The sequence below is a fragment of the Mesorhizobium sp. G2-6-1 genome, from assembly GCF_055809095.1.
Genome location: NZ_CM147896.1, coordinates 3,468,226 through 3,481,866 on the forward strand (window position 1 = coordinate 3,468,226; position 13,641 = coordinate 3,481,866).

Below are 13,641 nucleotides of genomic sequence, written 5' to 3' on the forward strand. Positions count from 1 at the left end.
GCTATTAGCCATGGTGAATTTGTGGCTAATAGCCATCGTGAACAAAAGATGAAAGGAGAACTAGTGACTAAGACTTCTGTCAGTCGTTCCGCCGACAAATACATAGTCCGCCTGCCTCAAGGCATGCGTGATCGAATTCGCGAACGTGCGTCTGCAAATCGTAGATCAATGAATGCTGAAATCGTCCACTACCTGGACCGCGCTCTCGCGGGCCAATTGGAAGCAAAAGGCCCGGAAGCTGCGCTAACAGCCCCGAGCCATATCACCCAACAACCCGCTTAAGGATAGCAAAGATGATTATTGAACATAGCACTGCTGAAACTAGAAGCGCAAGGATCGACCTTTTAGACCTGTCGGACGAACTACTTCGCGCGGTCGAAATGGTTGAGTGCGTTGTCTTGGCTGCTCGCGGCATAGATGACCGTCGAACGATGAACGCAATATCGCGCGTTGGATACGACGCGGTTGATGCTCTCGAAGCTATCAAAACCCGCCTTGTGGACGCGGCGAAAGGCGGTGCGGCATGAATACCATGTCTTTAGATGACGCGCCTACTTTCATAGGAAATATTTCCGTTCTACTCGACAGCGTTGGCAACATTCTTCACACGGCAAGCTGCAACAGTGCGGCTACAGCAAATAGTGAAATCAACAGGGCTTCATCGTTGATTGCCATCGCCCACGATGCTTGCGAGACGACATTAGCGGCAATTGAGGCTGGTCCTGACTACCTTCAGCCAGAAAGCGCAGTCGTGAATGTGGGCCATGTGCTTTCAGAAATGATCGACTGCTATGAAACTCTTCGGGACAAGATCAACCAGATTCCGGGAAATGTGGACGACGCAACCGTTCGGTTCATGACGGAAGCTGCAAGCTCCATCATCGCCTATCGCCCATTTACAAAAGAGGACGAACGCCACAAGGCCCAATTCCTGCGCGAATATCTAAATGGTTCGATGCTCACTGAACCCGATCAAGACGCGCTCATTGCGTCTCTGATGCCTGACAGTGATGGTGCAGACGGGTGCTCTTCTGCGTTTCCTGACCCAGTGGTTGAACTCGGTGCCACCATTGGCGCAACCATGCGCCAGATGGCGATGCTTGAGGCCAAGGAAGGGCAAGCGAGCAGGGACAACAAGCGCTCCTTGCAAACTTACATTTCGAATACACGGCGTCACGTCGAAGATGCATATTTCGACCAGAAGGACATGCTTTCCCAAGTCAAGGCAACGAGCTTGGAAGGCGCAGCAATTCAAACCGCTCAAGTTATCGTTTCGCTGGAAAGAGCATGGGATCTGGTGCCCGAAGATCGGGATAGCCATGAAGACGAAATCATACGACGCGCTGTCAAGCGTATGCTCTTCTCGATCTTGGACGTTCTGGAAGCGAAGGCCGATAAGCGGATTTCAGAAACTGTCGAGCATGACTTTGACCTTCAACATATGAATCCTTGGGTTCCGGTTGAAGATAGCTGCCCGAAGGAGTTCCAATGAGCGGGCGTCCTCGGCTCCGTCGCAAAGACGTCCCTGCCTATCTGGCGGAACGTCACGGCATAGATATAGCCGTGGCGACGCTCAACAAGCTTGCCACAATCGGCGGCGGTCCTGTCATGCAGTACAGCGGCAGGATACCGCTTTATCACGTCGATGCGCTTGATGAATGGGCGAACATACGCCTTTCCAAGCCTGTCAGATCAACGGCGGAAAGAGGGTCCGCCGCTGCGTAGCTTAACACAATGATGAAAAGAACTAAACAAGAACAAATATTTTTCCATAATCTGCGGAAAAATGCGTAACCGTTTGAAATATCTGAATAATAAAAATGATAATAATGGGGAAAATAAGTCCAGACGATTAGACCCGATTCAGGCAGAGTGGTAAATTGTAGCGTGTTTGAGTTTGTTTGCTGACAGAAAGGAGGGGCGTATGGACACAAGCCCTAATGCGTACTCGGTAGATGCTTTTTGTGATGCCTACGGTGTGCGTCGAAATCTTGCCTACGACGAAATGAAAGCGGGTCGCCTCGAATATCGGAAGGTTGGCCGAAGAACGCTAATTCGCAGGATCGACGCAGATAGCTGGCTGAACAATCTACCCAAGGGAAACACTGATGAAAACAAAGAGAGTGAGCGGGATGGTTTGGCGACTGACCCCGCTCACTCTCCAAACAGCGTCAACCAAATATAGGAAGACAGCATGGAATGCATATCAGGCGATGTTGCGTCCGCCAATTCACAAACGAAGAAATCCAGAAAAGAACCGCGCAAGAGTAACCGTCCTATCCTGACGGCCAAGCGCGCGCGTGAACTGCTGGTATATGACCCTGAAACCGGAAGCCTCACATGGCGTATTGCCAGGCCGGGGGCTGTACGTGGTGCCTTGGTCGGCACAAGGACGGTTGAGGGATACACTCAGGTCGAGATTGATTATCGGCTGTATCGTGCGCACCGCGTCATCTGGTTGATAATGACAGGGCGTTGGCCGAAAAATCTGGTCGACCATATCAATAGAATGCGGGCCGATAACAGGTGGAAGAACCTGCGAGAGGCTACCAATGCCGAGAATTGCCGAAACCGTAAGCTCGATAATCGCAACACAAGCGGCCATATTGGCGTCTGCCCGTCTGGTCGCAAGTGGAATGCGTTCATTGGCTACAACAACAAGACAATCAATCTAGGCTTGTTTGACGATATCAACGATGCGGTTGCGGCTCGGCTTGAAGCTGAACGTGCGTTCTTTGGTGAGTTTGCGCGGGGGCAGTCAAATGCAGCCTGATCGCCAAACAACCATCAATAGCGCGGCGCAATGGATTGCTGATGCGAACGCGTCGGTAAGTCGCGCCATAATTCCACAAATAAGAGAGACGTTTCACTTGTCCATCGCTGACGCCGTTGAGGCAATTCGCGTGGCGAACGTGATCCGGGCGAGGTCTGGCTAATGTCAGCTCTTCCCATACTCAAACAAGAGCCGGTGCAAGAAATTATGGCACGGCTCTTCCGAGCGGGCTTCACACTAATCCCGCTCGGTGGTCCAGATGGCAAGAAACCACTCATTACGGGTTGGACCGACCGGCGCTTGTCGCTCGAAGCTTGCTTAAAGCGCATGGCGAACGGACACTCCCAGACGTACGGAGTTCGGCTCGATAGCTCGCTCGTCGTGGATATTGATACTGATAACGAGGAGACACGTAGTTATATTGCGGGTCGTTTCGATCCGTCGTCCGTCACTGTTCGGACTGCGCGGGGTATCCATCATTACTACCGCCATGACGGTATTGTTCCGCAGGCGGTTCGCACCAGCGATATCGCGATTGACTTCAAAGCTGGCAGTCACGCCTTCGTTGTAGGGCCTGGGTCAATCCGTCCAGATGGGAGCCGCTATTCCGCTTGTGATGGTGATTTAGCCTTCTCCACCTTGCCTACGTTTCGTGACCGTCAACCCCTGCAGACGGTGGCAAATGCAGGCAAGATACCAGAGGGTCAGCGCAATACAAAATTATATAAATGCGCGGTCGAGTATGCGCCATTTGCCGACAATTTTGACGGCCTTATGGCGGACTTGGTAGCGCTCCGCGATATCGAGTTTGACGACTCCGCCAGCGTTCCAGACAGCGAAATTTCAAAGGTGGCCGAATGGGCTTGGAACCTCCGTTTGGAGGGCCGCTTGTGGATGGGGAGAAATTCAGCCGTGCAGATTTACCGCTCAGTGGCGGACGCGCTTCTTATCCGAAAGGATGGCGCAGACGCTTTTGCCCTTTACTACGTGCTTGTCTCCAATCACGGGCATATTCCCGGCAGAACATTTGCCATCGTGCCGGATGCGATGATTGAGGCTGGCCATATCTCAATGTCCCGTTCTGCCGCCTACCGCGCCCGCGCGGTACTACTGGAGGAGCACCTCATTTCCCGCGTCAGGACCGGAAAACGCGGGCCTCATCGTCTTGAAGCCGACCAATTTCGTCTTAACAGCCCGCAAATGGCGGTTGCCCTCAAAGGTAACTCCAACAGCAGGGGGGAGGAGGGTTTACCAGTTATATTAATCCCATATGGGGACAAGAGATTGAAGGGGACGCGGCTTGAAGACGCAACACAAATTGGCAGATACCTGGCCGACAACGGAAAATGGTTTCGTGATTGTTGACGGGCGAGGCACCGTGTGGGGCCGTCAACTCTTCAAGACGAAGGGTGCAGCGGAAAAGACGGCGCGGTCCTGCGTTGCGCATCCCTATTCGATCTCACCCGCTCGCAGAGTCCGTTTCTACACACGCGATGAAAAGCGTCACCAAAAACTTTGCCACCTTCAATGCAGCATCTTGGTCGGGGATCCAAAATGACGATAGCTGAAAGAAAGGCGCGCGAAGCGTCGGAACGCGAAAACCCTTGGCGATCCCGCAAATTGATCCGCTCCGAACCTGCCGGGATGATATGCGAATTGCGCCGCTCTGATCTGACAGACTTTGGCAAAGCCCGTTTTATCTACCGTGATGGTGATTGGTATCGAATTGAGCCATCACGAAAGCTGTTTTGGTTTGATGTGATGGAATATCGGCCAACGGGAACAATTTTGAGTGCTCATCGCGTGGCTTCAGTTGTCAGCAAGGCCGAATACAAAATGAACGAATATTTCGGCGTTCGCGGGTTACGAAAACCAAGACCATACAAGCTCTATTGGAGGGCCGACGATTGAATCCTGCAAACAGCAATACACAGTCCTGGTATATCGTTCGCATTCAAACGGGCTTCGAATGCGCTAGCGGTGAAGACCTGCTCGGTATGGGCTTCACGGTCTATGTGCCGCAATATCGCAAGGAATACCGCAATCACCGAACCAAGGGCTGGTCCACGAAATATTTTCCGCTTTTGCGGGGATATATCTTTGTCCTGGCGTCTCAACATTGGGCGCGCATTGTGTCGTGCAAGAACGTCATCAGCGTTTTATGCAGCAAGGACTTTGGGGGCGATGGCGCTCCAGTGCCAATTCCAGATGATGAAGTAGGCAGGATGCGTGCGGCGCAAGATGCTGGCGATTTCGATCAACTACGTGTTCATGCCAGCGATGTGAAGGCCGGGGATAGGGTGCGCATATCAGAGGGTGCATTCGCTGGCATCAAGGCGACGGTAGAACAGGCGGGCGATCACAACTTGACGGTTCTTCTATCCCTGTTGGGTAGAGAAGTAAAAGCTGCTGTGCCTCTTGAAATCCTTCAAAAGACAGGTTAGTTTCGGTATCGAAATGATTTGGTGATTTGCCCGTCTGTGCGGGGCCTAAGTGCCACTCGCCGGGGTAATGTGGGAAATTCACCACCCACGCGCTGGGAAAGTGCGCCTAAGGATAGGGCTGTTGTTAAGGCCATCCCTTGTAATAGGAGAGGCCATCCTGTATCGGCGTCAACTCTTCAATTAGCTTATCGAAGCGCTTATGGATGGTGCCTAGTTCTTTCACCTCCAATTCGTCTTGCAGACGAGTAATTTCGCGACGTCGAGCCGATACCGGTGCTTTGAATGCTTCAGACGCAACTTTTCGCAGTTGTTCGGCAACGTCCGTAAGTTCGGAGGCAAGTGTCACGAGCATATCGGCTTCCTCGTAAATAAGCCTTCTTGCTTTGTGTCTGCGCATGGTTCCTCCCTGCTTTGTACAATCAAGAACATTACAAGAAATTGCCCCGGTGAATCCACCGCTTATACCGGCTATGCGGGCAAAGCTTCTCGTTCGCTCCTAAGAAGAACCTGTCGGGGCATAGCGCCAATTGGCGCGAGGTCATGAATGCAGGGAAGCGGAAGCGCCGGAATAGGGAGATTTATTCCTGCATGTCTGCGCAACCACAAAACAGCGTTGTAAAGCTGGCCACAAAGCAATCAATCCGGTCCGAGGGTTGTAGAACCACGCTTGAAAACATGCTCGATCTGGCCCGGAAGGGTGAACTGGTGGGCGTTGCTGTGGCTGGTGTAGATGCCGAGGGCTGCACAATGACGGCATTTGAAAGCGGGGAAAATCCGGGGACGCTTCTAGGTGCCTTAACCCGCCTGGAACATCGAATTATCCAATGGCAGGGATGCGAGTAATGGTGCCAAGGTCAATCCTTGCCCTTCTGGCGGTCCTCGTCCTTGCTTCATGTGCGACGCAAAACCCTTGCAACATCAGGGATTACCTCACACACCAATGGTGCCAGTAATGCGAGCAGGCAACCAACACCCAAACAGGCAAATTTGCCCGATAACTCGCCTGAAGGCTGGCGCGATCACGTATGTCTGACCTGACTGCAAAACAAGAAGCTTTCTGCCTCGCCTATTTCGAGACGGGCAACGCCTCTGAAGCTTATCGGCGTTCCTATGATGTAGGGGAAAACACCAAGCCGGAAACGATATGGCCTGAGGCTTCGCGTCTACTGTCTAGCCCTAAGGTGTCCGCAAGGGTTCAAGAACTGCTGGACGAAGCCCGGCAATTGGCTCTGGTTTCAGTCGGCTCGCTTACGCAAGAGCTTGAAGACGCCCGCACTCACGCAATGAAAAACGATAAGGGCGCTTCTGCTGCTGTCTCTGCAATCATGGGCAAGGCCAAGCTTCACAAGCTTCTGGATGAGGACAAGCAAGGCGGCGCTCTCACTGTGCAAGTGGTCATATCTGACCGGGATGCTTCCATCCTTTGACATTCAAACTCACTAGCAAGCAGGATGCGCAACTACAGTTGATGGGTTCTGACGCCACGCATGTCATGGCCTATGGTGGTGCGCGATCTGGTAAGACGTTTGGGTTTGTCCGTGGAATTGTGGTGAGGGCGCTGGCGCACAAAAGCCGCCACGCAATGCTTCGCTATCGGTTCAACCATATCAAGGCGTCGATCATCCTCGATACGCTGCCGAGTGTCATGGACATGTGCTTTCCCGGCGTCGCCAAAAGCTGCCGGATGGATAAGACAGATTGGTATTATGAACTCCCGAACGGTTCTGAACTCTGGTTCGGCGGTCTGGATGACAAGGAACGGACTGAAAAGATACTAGGTCAGCAATACGCGACGGTCTACCTGAACGAATGTTCTCAGATCCCGTATGCCTCTCGCAACATGGCGATGACACGTCTTGCACAAAATACGCCTTTAAGGCTCAAGGCCTATTACGACTGCAATCCTCCCGGCATGGCTCACTGGACCTACCGGCTGTTTGTCGAAAAGCGCGATCCTGACCGCAAGACTGGGCTTTCAAAGCCTGGAAACTATGCCGCGCTTGTGATGAACCCGAAGGATAACGAGGCCAACCTCCCGGCTTCCTATCTGGAAGAACTACAAGACATGTCGGAAGCCATGCGTCGGCGCTTCTGGCTCGGTCAATTCGCTGATGTGTCAGATTCGGCGCTATGGACATTGGAGCTTCTAGATCAGCAACGGATTGTCGATGGCCGGGTGCCTGAGATGGTCCGCATTGTCGTCGCGGTCGATCCTTCCGGCGTCTCTGGCGATGAAGACAAGCGCTCTGATGAAGTCGGCATTGTCGTTGTGGGTCTTGGCAAGGATGGCCGGGGTTACGTTCTGGAGGATTTATCCGGTCGCATGTCCCCGGCTCTATGGGGTGATGCTGTTGTATCAGCCTTTGAACGTCACGGCGCTGATTGCGTGGTGGCTGAAGAGAACTTCGGCGGGGCGATGGTTGCCGAGATTGTTCGTTCCGCTGCGTCAAGGCAATCAACGTCTGTTCCATACAGGGCGGTCAAGGCCAGCCGCGGCAAGATTGTGCGGGCTGAACCTGTGTCTGTGCTGTTTGAACAGCAAAAGGTTTCACTGGTTGGGCGGTTCGCTGATCTTGAAGACCAACTCTGCGCAATGACCACGGCGGGCTATGTAGGCTCCAAGTCGCCAGACAGGGCCGACGCTATGGTGTGGGGGCTGGCTTCTCTCTTCCCTGCTCTGACGAGGCGGCAAGACGGCCCCAACGGGCAATTGGCTCCACAAGTCAAGCTTGGTTACGCCAAGCACAAAAGGGGCCGTAAATGAAGCAGAATACTTCCGGGCTGCTGCCCTTCACCCAGACAGAAAGGAATTAGCTATGGCTGGCTTATTCAAGACCAAAACCCCGAAGGTTGAGCCTGCGGCTCGTATGCCTGACGCTGAAGATCCTGCAATCATTGCAGAACGGCGTCGCAAGATTGCTGAACAGCGATCAAGAAGCGGTCGGGAATCAACGATTCTGTCTGACAACCTGATCGGCGCAACCGGCAAGCTGGGCGCTTAGTTCATGGCTTTGTCGCCTGTGCAACAGACGGTTATCGACAACGGTAACACGTTGTTCAAGGACCGCTCCGGGCTCCTGCTTATGTGGCAAGAGTTTGCGGAACATTTTTACTATGAAAGAGCGTCCTTCACGACGCCTCTCGTTGTAGGGGCAGAATATGCGCAACAGGCGTTTTCGTCGGACGGTGCATTGTTCCGCCGTGAAATGGGGAACCTGTTTCAACCAATGATCCGTCCCGCCGATTTCTTTGAGGTCAAGGCAGCGGATGATGACAGGAACAAGAACAGCGATGCGCGGGCGTGGTTGCAGGAAGCGACCAAGCTTCAGCGCAAGGTGATGTTCTCTCAAGCTTCGCAGTATTACCGGACAACGGTTCTGGCCGATCATGACTTCGTGACATTCGGGCAAGGCGTTCTTGAAGTATGCCCTTTGAAGGATCGTTCGGGGCTATATTATCGCAATTGGCATTTGCGAGATGTGGCATGGTCGCAAGACTATACCGGCGCTGTGACAGATATTCACCGAAACGATACTACGACGCTTCGCAATCTGGTTACTACCTTCGGTGATAAGGTGCCGGAATCGCTTCGAAACGACGCCTCGCAAACTCCGTTCAAGACGGTGACTGTTCGGCACGTAGCAGTGCCGTCTTCGTCCTATGACTTCGATATGCCAAACAGGGAGAACCAGCCTTTCGTCTCGCTGTGGGTGCTTCCTGGGCATGGTGAAGTCCTCGAAATGGTTCCTCGCTCGTACAGGGGCTATGTTATTCCTCGCGGGCTGTCTGTTTCCGGGACGCAATACGGAAGTTCGCCGTTTACCTCGATCATTATCGCTGATGCACGAACGGCGGATTCTGTAGAGCGCATACTATTGGAAGCTGGCGAAAAGGCCGTTGACCCTCCAATGGTCGGGACGCTCGATGCGATACGGGGCGACGTGGGGCTGTACGCTGGCGGCATTACTTGGGTTGACGCCGAATATGATGAAAAGCTAGGCGAGGCGCTTCGCCCGTTGAACATTGATAGCAGCGGGCTTGGTTTCGGTTCTGACATGGCGCAACGCTTTGCAATGCGTCAACGCCTGGGTTTCATGCTGGATAAGGTCAGCTTGCCGGAAACAAGCGGCAAGACGGCCTATGAGGTTCGCAAGATTGTCGAACAACAGATGCGTTCACAGATACCTGTGTTCGGGCCTATTGAGGCAGAATATTCAGAACCTCTATGCTCTGAAACTTTCCTCGTCATGCGCTCGCTTGGTGCCTTCCCGGCGAGATGAGATCCCCGAATCTTTGCGTGGGGAGAATGTAGACTTCTCATTCAAGTCTCCACTGGCGGATTTGGAAAGCGACTCGCTAAAGGCCAAGCTCTCGGAAGGCATGGAAGTTATCGGGGCGGCTGCGCAATTTGACCCATCTGTCGGACAGCTTGCTGACCCGATGGCGATAACGCGCGATATGCTTCAGCGTATCGGTTGGCCTGAAGAATGGCTCAAGGATGAAAAGCGGCTCGCTGCGGCAATAGAGCAGGCGAAGAATGCACAAAAGGCGCAAGCTGCTGCGGCTGAGGTCGGGGGCGCTGCTGATGTAGCTAATAAGGCTGCACCAATGGTCAAGGCTCTGACGAGCGCCGGTGCCGCGTGAAGACGATACCCTTCGGCCCTGCAAAATATTCACGGCTCGATGCTTTTGCCGTCAAGGCTGTGGCAACCGGGACAGCAACTGAAGAGCAACAAAAACGGGCGCTGCATTGGATCATCCATGCGGCGGCGATGACGTACGACGAAACATTCGTTGCCGGTCAACCTGATGTTGCCGGGTTTCTGCAAGGTCGGCGTAGCGTCGGTCTACAAATTGTAAAGCTGGTCAACGTGCCGATTGATGCGTTGAAACCAGACGAACCAGAAAGGAAAGCTTGATGGCCGATGACACTCTAGCAGCGGGCGCGGCTGATGCCGAAAACCTCGCTCCGGGTGCGCAAGACGCAAACGTCGATGCGTCTGCTCAACAGACTTCTGAGGCTTCTGCTGACGCAACAGAAAAGGCAGCACCAAAGGGCGATGCCGGTGCCGCCGAAGCTGACGCAAAAGGCCCGTGGGGCGATGACTGGCGCGAACGGCTATCTAGCGGCGATGAAAAGCGGCTTGAGCGTCTAAAACGCTTTGCCTCTCCTGAAGCATTGTTGCAGGCACAAGAGGAAGGCCAGCGAAAAATCAGTGAGGGGCTCAAGGCAAAGGACAAGCCGGGGGACAAGGCGACTGACGAGGAATGGGCTGAATATCGAAAGGAACGCGGCATTCCTGACAAGGTCGAAGATTTTGTCAAATCAATTACTCTGCCCGATAACAGGCAGATTGGCGACATTGACAAGCCGGTTGTGGAAGCGTTTGCCGAACGTGCGATCAAGACCGGCATTGCCCCCAACGATATGTCTGTATTGGTCGATGAATATTATCGGATGCAGGAAGAGACGCAGTTTCAGCAAGCCGAAGATGATTCCAAGTTCCGCATGGAAGCTGAAACCGAACTGAAAGAGGCATGGGGCGGCGATTACAAAGGCAATATCGCTGCGATGCGGCCTTACTTTGAAAGCGTCGATCCTGATTTGTTTGATGCTCTCATGGGCGGGCGAACTGCTGACGGTCGCAAGATCGGCAATCATCCGGGAATTATGAAATTTTTCGCTGCAAAGGCTGTTGCTGAAAATCCCCTGGCAACGGTCCTGACGTCAAACAACCAAGGCGTTGCGGCTCTCGACACTGAAATTGCCACGCTCGAAAAGCGCATGGGTGAAGACCGCGCTGCATGGTTCAAAGACACGGCGGCGCAATCGCGCTTGCAATCCCTTTACAACGCCCGCGACAAGGTCAAGGCGTAGTATATCGGCGGCATATAACGGCTAACCCGCTTCGCGGCTCCGTTCTCCCGCCAATCTCCACAAAGCACTAGTCAGCACCAAGGCCAAAGAAGCGGCTCCGGGCAACCGGGCAACCCGCTACATGGCGCTGTGGTCAACCTGCCTATGGCTCTTTCCCAATCAATCGAAGGAATAGAGAAATGGCTGACACAGCCTTTATGAAACAGTACCGGCAGGAATACATTGCCGGGTTTGAGTTCGGCCAGTCGATGCTTCGTTCGACGGTCACAACCGAAATCATGCGACAGGGCAATGAGGCAATCTTCCTCGTCGCTGACAGTGGCGGGGCTGAGGCCGTGACGCGTGGCGTCGATGGTATGATCCCGGCCAATGTCGACAACGATAGCCAACTGACGGCTACGCTTGTCGAGTGGCATGACTATCGCAAGAAGACCAGTTTCAATATTTTCGCGTCTCAAGGCAATCAGCGCAGAATCATGCAGGACAATTCCCTGCGCGTGATGAACCGCCGCATTGACGACGATATTATTGCGGAACTGGCGACTGCCAGCAATGATACCGGAACGGCTGCAACTGGCTCTCTGGAACTTGTGACGCTGGCAAAAGGTATCCTCGGCAATGCCGATGTTCCGACCGAAGAAGAAGACAATATGTTCGGTCTGATGACTCCGGGAATGGAGGCCTATCTCTTGCGGGATGAGGCTTACACCTCGGCGGATTACGTTGAAATCAAACCGCTATCCGGTCCGGCACGCAAAATGCGCCGTTGGGCTGGCATCAACTGGATGGTTCATTCTCGCCTTCCAGGTCGCACAACCAACGCCGAAAAGTGCTTTGTCTATCATCGCAACTCTATCGGTCACGCCTGCGACACTGAAACACTGAAAGCTGTGGTCGGGTTTAACGAGGAACAGGATTATTCCTTTGCTCGGGTGTCCAACTTCATGGGTTCAAAGTTGCTGCAGAACAGCGGTGTCGTTGTCATCAACCACGATGGCTCTGCCATTGTTGCGGCATAAGGAGGTATGACAAATGGCATATGATGTCTCGAACTCCCCGAAGTGCATTCTTTCCGGTTTCGGCACGTCTGCGTCGATATGGGTTTACACCGATGGTGACGCACATACGGACGTGGATGCGACGGGGTATTTCACCAACGGCGGCCAGTTGGGAATGAAGGTTGGCGATATTGTCTACGTTCAAAACACAACTGGCTATACGACAACGCTCCATTCGGTGAGCGCTGTTAGCGCTGCTGGCGCGGCAACAGTCTCGTCGGCTGTCCTCGCATAGAAACAAGGCGGGGGCTTCGGCCCCCGTTTCCCTGTTTAATCGCAAAAGGAATAGAGTATGGCTTCCAAAGAACAGGCAGTTCTTGCGCCTCTCGGCGTCAATGGACTGAAGCAAGCGGCGTCTGTCCGCAATCAATACCATATCATCGCCACGGAAGGGACCAAGCCGGAAGACCTCATTGCTCCCACATACTGGCGACATGTCGCGCGTCTGATGCGCGTTGGTGACAAGATTGAAGTTATGGCCGTTGATGCGTCCTGGTATGCTGAACTGCGCGTTATGGAAGTCGGCAAGACTGAATCGTTTGGCGCTCGCGTAGCATTCACGCTCAAACCTGTGTCACTGGCGAACGAACACGTCTTGGCGCAGTTGAACGATTACGAAAGCCGCCCGTCTGGTTCTGGCTGGCAGGTCTTCAAAAGAGGCCAAAGCGAACCGGTCAAGAAAGACCTCCCTGACAAGAATGCGGCTGACAAGTGGATATCGTCGCAGCGCCGCGCAATGGCGGCTTAAAGCATGGCCGACAAGCTGAGCCTCTACAATGGCGGGTTGGTCAAGCTTGGTCAGCCACGTCTTGCCACGTTGAGCGACGAAGTGAAGTCTCGGCGCGCGATGGACTTTGCCTATGACAAGACGGTCAAGGGCTGTCTTGAAGCAGGGCAATGGAACTTTGCATTGCGCTTTGCTTCGGCAACGGCTTCGCCTTCACTTGATACGACGCTCGGGTATCGTTTCGTTTTTGAAAAGCCTGACGATTGGCTGCGCACGGTGGGTGTGACCGTCGATGCTTATGGCAAGGTTCCGCTTCTCGAATATGATGATCGTGCAGGGTATTGGTTGGCCGATATCGAATCGATCTATGTGCGCTATGTTTCCAATGATCAGGATTACGGGCTTGACCTTGGAAAATGGCCTGAAAGTTTCGTTGGCTTTGTTGAAACCTCCTTGGCCGTGGCGACGTGTGAAGAGATTACGGGTTCAAACACCAAGCTTGAAAAGCTGGAAAAAGATCAAGCCAAGTTCTGGAAGCGCGCCTCTAACCGCGACGTGATGAACGAAGCTGTCACAAAGTTTCCGCCTCCTGGGCGGCTTGTGCGTAGCCGTGCGCCTACATTCAGCACGCGGGAACGTGGCTGATAATGGCAAAGACCAATGCTCCGCTATTAGCGTTCAATCGAGGGCTGGTGTCATCTACGGCGCTTGTCCGGGTTGATGTGGACAGAATCCGCCTATCGGCTGAAATCATGACGAAC

20 protein-coding genes are annotated in these 13,641 nt (G+C 53.5%); 19 read left to right on the forward strand and 1 reads right to left on the reverse strand.

Annotated features, from left to right (window positions below; all coding sequences use genetic code 11):
* The first annotated feature begins 48 nt into the window (after window positions 1-48).
* The 7 genes from AC0L7S_RS16700 (at window position 49) to nusG (ending at window position 5,217) form a co-directional block, all read left to right on the forward strand.
* Window positions 49-282, forward strand: coding sequence for an Arc family DNA-binding protein (locus tag AC0L7S_RS16700; RefSeq protein WP_473474339.1), 234 nt, complete (start codon window positions 49-51; stop codon window positions 280-282).
* Window positions 283-523: 241 nt separating this feature from the next.
* A complete protein-coding gene (locus AC0L7S_RS16705; protein WP_473472038.1) occupies window positions 524-1,492 on the forward strand; it encodes a P-loop NTPase family protein in 969 nt (322 codons plus the stop codon).
* Window positions 1,489-1,725, forward strand: coding sequence for a hypothetical protein (locus AC0L7S_RS16710; protein ID WP_473472039.1), 237 nt, complete (start codon window positions 1,489-1,491; stop codon window positions 1,723-1,725). The genes AC0L7S_RS16705 and AC0L7S_RS16710 overlap by 4 nt, the downstream gene beginning before the upstream one ends.
* Before the next feature lie 469 nt (window positions 1,726-2,194).
* Complete coding sequence (locus AC0L7S_RS16715; protein WP_473472040.1) at window positions 2,195-2,773, forward strand: HNH endonuclease; 579 nt, start codon at window positions 2,195-2,197, stop codon at window positions 2,771-2,773.
* 162 nt (window positions 2,774-2,935) lie between these two features.
* Complete coding sequence (locus AC0L7S_RS16720) at window positions 2,936-4,138, forward strand: bifunctional DNA primase/polymerase (protein WP_473472041.1); 1,203 nt, start codon at window positions 2,936-2,938, stop codon at window positions 4,136-4,138.
* Between the two features lie 189 nt (window positions 4,139-4,327).
* The gene (locus AC0L7S_RS16725) at window positions 4,328-4,684 is read left to right on the forward strand and encodes a hypothetical protein (protein ID WP_473472042.1); all 357 of its coding nucleotides are present in this window, start codon (window positions 4,328-4,330) and stop codon (window positions 4,682-4,684) included.
* On the forward strand, window positions 4,681-5,217 hold the full coding sequence (gene nusG / locus AC0L7S_RS16730; protein WP_473472043.1) for a transcription termination/antitermination protein NusG: 537 nt from the start codon (window positions 4,681-4,683) through the stop codon (window positions 5,215-5,217). Before AC0L7S_RS16725 ends, nusG begins: the two co-directional genes overlap by 4 nt.
* Window positions 5,218-5,341: 124 nt before the next feature.
* On the opposite strand, the gene AC0L7S_RS16735 is transcribed toward nusG, so the two are convergent.
* The gene (locus tag AC0L7S_RS16735; protein ID WP_473472044.1) at window positions 5,342-5,614 is read right to left on the reverse strand and encodes a hypothetical protein; all 273 of its coding nucleotides are present in this window, start codon (window positions 5,612-5,614) and stop codon (window positions 5,342-5,344) included.
* Window positions 5,615-5,805: 191 nt separating this feature from the next.
* Between AC0L7S_RS16735 and AC0L7S_RS16740 the strand changes: the two genes are divergently transcribed.
* The 12 genes from AC0L7S_RS16740 to AC0L7S_RS16795 all read left to right on the forward strand — a co-directional run bounded on the left by AC0L7S_RS16740 (window position 5,806) and on the right by AC0L7S_RS16795 (window position 13,525).
* Window positions 5,806-6,060, forward strand: coding sequence for a hypothetical protein (locus AC0L7S_RS16740; protein ID WP_473472045.1), 255 nt, complete (start codon window positions 5,806-5,808; stop codon window positions 6,058-6,060).
* A 182-nt stretch (window positions 6,061-6,242) separates the two neighbouring features.
* On the forward strand, window positions 6,243-6,644 hold the full coding sequence (locus AC0L7S_RS16745; RefSeq protein WP_473472046.1) for a terminase small subunit: 402 nt from the start codon (window positions 6,243-6,245) through the stop codon (window positions 6,642-6,644).
* A complete protein-coding gene (locus AC0L7S_RS16750; RefSeq protein WP_473472047.1) occupies window positions 6,641-7,981 on the forward strand; it encodes a phage terminase large subunit in 1,341 nt (446 codons plus the stop codon). The genes AC0L7S_RS16745 and AC0L7S_RS16750 overlap by 4 nt, the downstream gene beginning before the upstream one ends.
* Window positions 7,982-8,033: 52 nt before the next feature.
* Window positions 8,034-8,219: a hypothetical protein gene (locus AC0L7S_RS16755; protein WP_473472048.1), complete on the forward strand. Its 186-nt coding sequence runs from the start codon at window positions 8,034-8,036 to the stop codon at window positions 8,217-8,219.
* A 3-nt stretch (window positions 8,220-8,222) separates the two neighbouring features.
* Window positions 8,223-9,497: a portal protein gene (locus AC0L7S_RS16760; protein ID WP_473472049.1), complete on the forward strand. Its 1,275-nt coding sequence runs from the start codon at window positions 8,223-8,225 to the stop codon at window positions 9,495-9,497.
* Between the two features lie 61 nt (window positions 9,498-9,558).
* Window positions 9,559-9,861: a hypothetical protein gene (locus AC0L7S_RS16765; RefSeq protein ID WP_473472050.1), complete on the forward strand. Its 303-nt coding sequence runs from the start codon at window positions 9,559-9,561 to the stop codon at window positions 9,859-9,861.
* Window positions 9,858-10,136, forward strand: a complete 279-nt coding sequence (locus AC0L7S_RS16770) for a hypothetical protein (RefSeq protein ID WP_473472051.1) — start codon at window positions 9,858-9,860, stop codon at window positions 10,134-10,136. Before AC0L7S_RS16765 ends, AC0L7S_RS16770 begins: the two co-directional genes overlap by 4 nt.
* Entirely contained in the window at window positions 10,136-11,095 is a 960-nt protein-coding gene (locus AC0L7S_RS16775) for a hypothetical protein (RefSeq protein WP_473472052.1), read from the forward strand. The genes AC0L7S_RS16770 and AC0L7S_RS16775 overlap by 1 nt, the downstream gene beginning before the upstream one ends.
* A 179-nt stretch (window positions 11,096-11,274) precedes the next feature.
* Complete coding sequence (locus AC0L7S_RS16780) at window positions 11,275-12,114, forward strand: phage capsid protein (protein WP_473472053.1); 840 nt, start codon at window positions 11,275-11,277, stop codon at window positions 12,112-12,114.
* A 13-nt stretch (window positions 12,115-12,127) separates the two neighbouring features.
* Entirely contained in the window at window positions 12,128-12,388 is a 261-nt protein-coding gene (locus AC0L7S_RS16785) for a hypothetical protein (RefSeq protein ID WP_473472054.1), read from the forward strand.
* 57 nt (window positions 12,389-12,445) lie between these two features.
* On the forward strand, window positions 12,446-12,901 hold the full coding sequence (locus AC0L7S_RS16790; protein WP_473472055.1) for a hypothetical protein: 456 nt from the start codon (window positions 12,446-12,448) through the stop codon (window positions 12,899-12,901).
* Window positions 12,902-12,904: 3 nt separating this feature from the next.
* Window positions 12,905-13,525 carry a phage connector family protein gene (locus tag AC0L7S_RS16795; RefSeq protein WP_473472056.1) on the forward strand — a complete coding sequence of 207 codons (621 nt, stop codon included), beginning with the start codon at window positions 12,905-12,907 and terminating at the stop codon, window positions 13,523-13,525.
* Window positions 13,526-13,641 lie beyond the last annotated feature (116 nt).

Coding starts and splice junctions, on each gene's coding strand:
- AC0L7S_RS16795 (WP_473472056.1), top strand. CDS start 12,905: ATGGCCGACAAGCTGAGCCTCTACAATGGCGGGTTGGTCAAGCTTGGT.
- AC0L7S_RS16725 (WP_473472042.1), top strand. CDS start 4,328: ATGACGATAGCTGAAAGAAAGGCGCGCGAAGCGTCGGAACGCGAAAAC.
- AC0L7S_RS16755 (WP_473472048.1), top strand. CDS start 8,034: ATGGCTGGCTTATTCAAGACCAAAACCCCGAAGGTTGAGCCTGCGGCT.
- AC0L7S_RS16720 (WP_473472041.1), top strand. CDS start 2,936: ATGTCAGCTCTTCCCATACTCAAACAAGAGCCGGTGCAAGAAATTATG.
- AC0L7S_RS16780 (WP_473472053.1), top strand. CDS start 11,275: ATGGCTGACACAGCCTTTATGAAACAGTACCGGCAGGAATACATTGCC.
- AC0L7S_RS16790 (WP_473472055.1), top strand. CDS start 12,446: ATGGCTTCCAAAGAACAGGCAGTTCTTGCGCCTCTCGGCGTCAATGGA.
- AC0L7S_RS16745 (WP_473472046.1), top strand. CDS start 6,243: ATGTCTGACCTGACTGCAAAACAAGAAGCTTTCTGCCTCGCCTATTTC.
- AC0L7S_RS16760 (WP_473472049.1), top strand. CDS start 8,223: ATGGCTTTGTCGCCTGTGCAACAGACGGTTATCGACAACGGTAACACG.
- AC0L7S_RS16700 (WP_473474339.1), top strand. CDS start 49: ATGAAAGGAGAACTAGTGACTAAGACTTCTGTCAGTCGTTCCGCCGAC.
- AC0L7S_RS16785 (WP_473472054.1), top strand. CDS start 12,128: ATGGCATATGATGTCTCGAACTCCCCGAAGTGCATTCTTTCCGGTTTC.
- AC0L7S_RS16740 (WP_473472045.1), top strand. CDS start 5,806: ATGTCTGCGCAACCACAAAACAGCGTTGTAAAGCTGGCCACAAAGCAA.
- AC0L7S_RS16705 (WP_473472038.1), top strand. CDS start 524: ATGAATACCATGTCTTTAGATGACGCGCCTACTTTCATAGGAAATATT.
- AC0L7S_RS16735 (WP_473472044.1), bottom strand. CDS start 5,614: ATGCGCAGACACAAAGCAAGAAGGCTTATTTACGAGGAAGCCGATATG.
- AC0L7S_RS16710 (WP_473472039.1), top strand. CDS start 1,489: ATGAGCGGGCGTCCTCGGCTCCGTCGCAAAGACGTCCCTGCCTATCTG.
- AC0L7S_RS16715 (WP_473472040.1), top strand. CDS start 2,195: ATGGAATGCATATCAGGCGATGTTGCGTCCGCCAATTCACAAACGAAG.
- AC0L7S_RS16775 (WP_473472052.1), top strand. CDS start 10,136: ATGGCCGATGACACTCTAGCAGCGGGCGCGGCTGATGCCGAAAACCTC.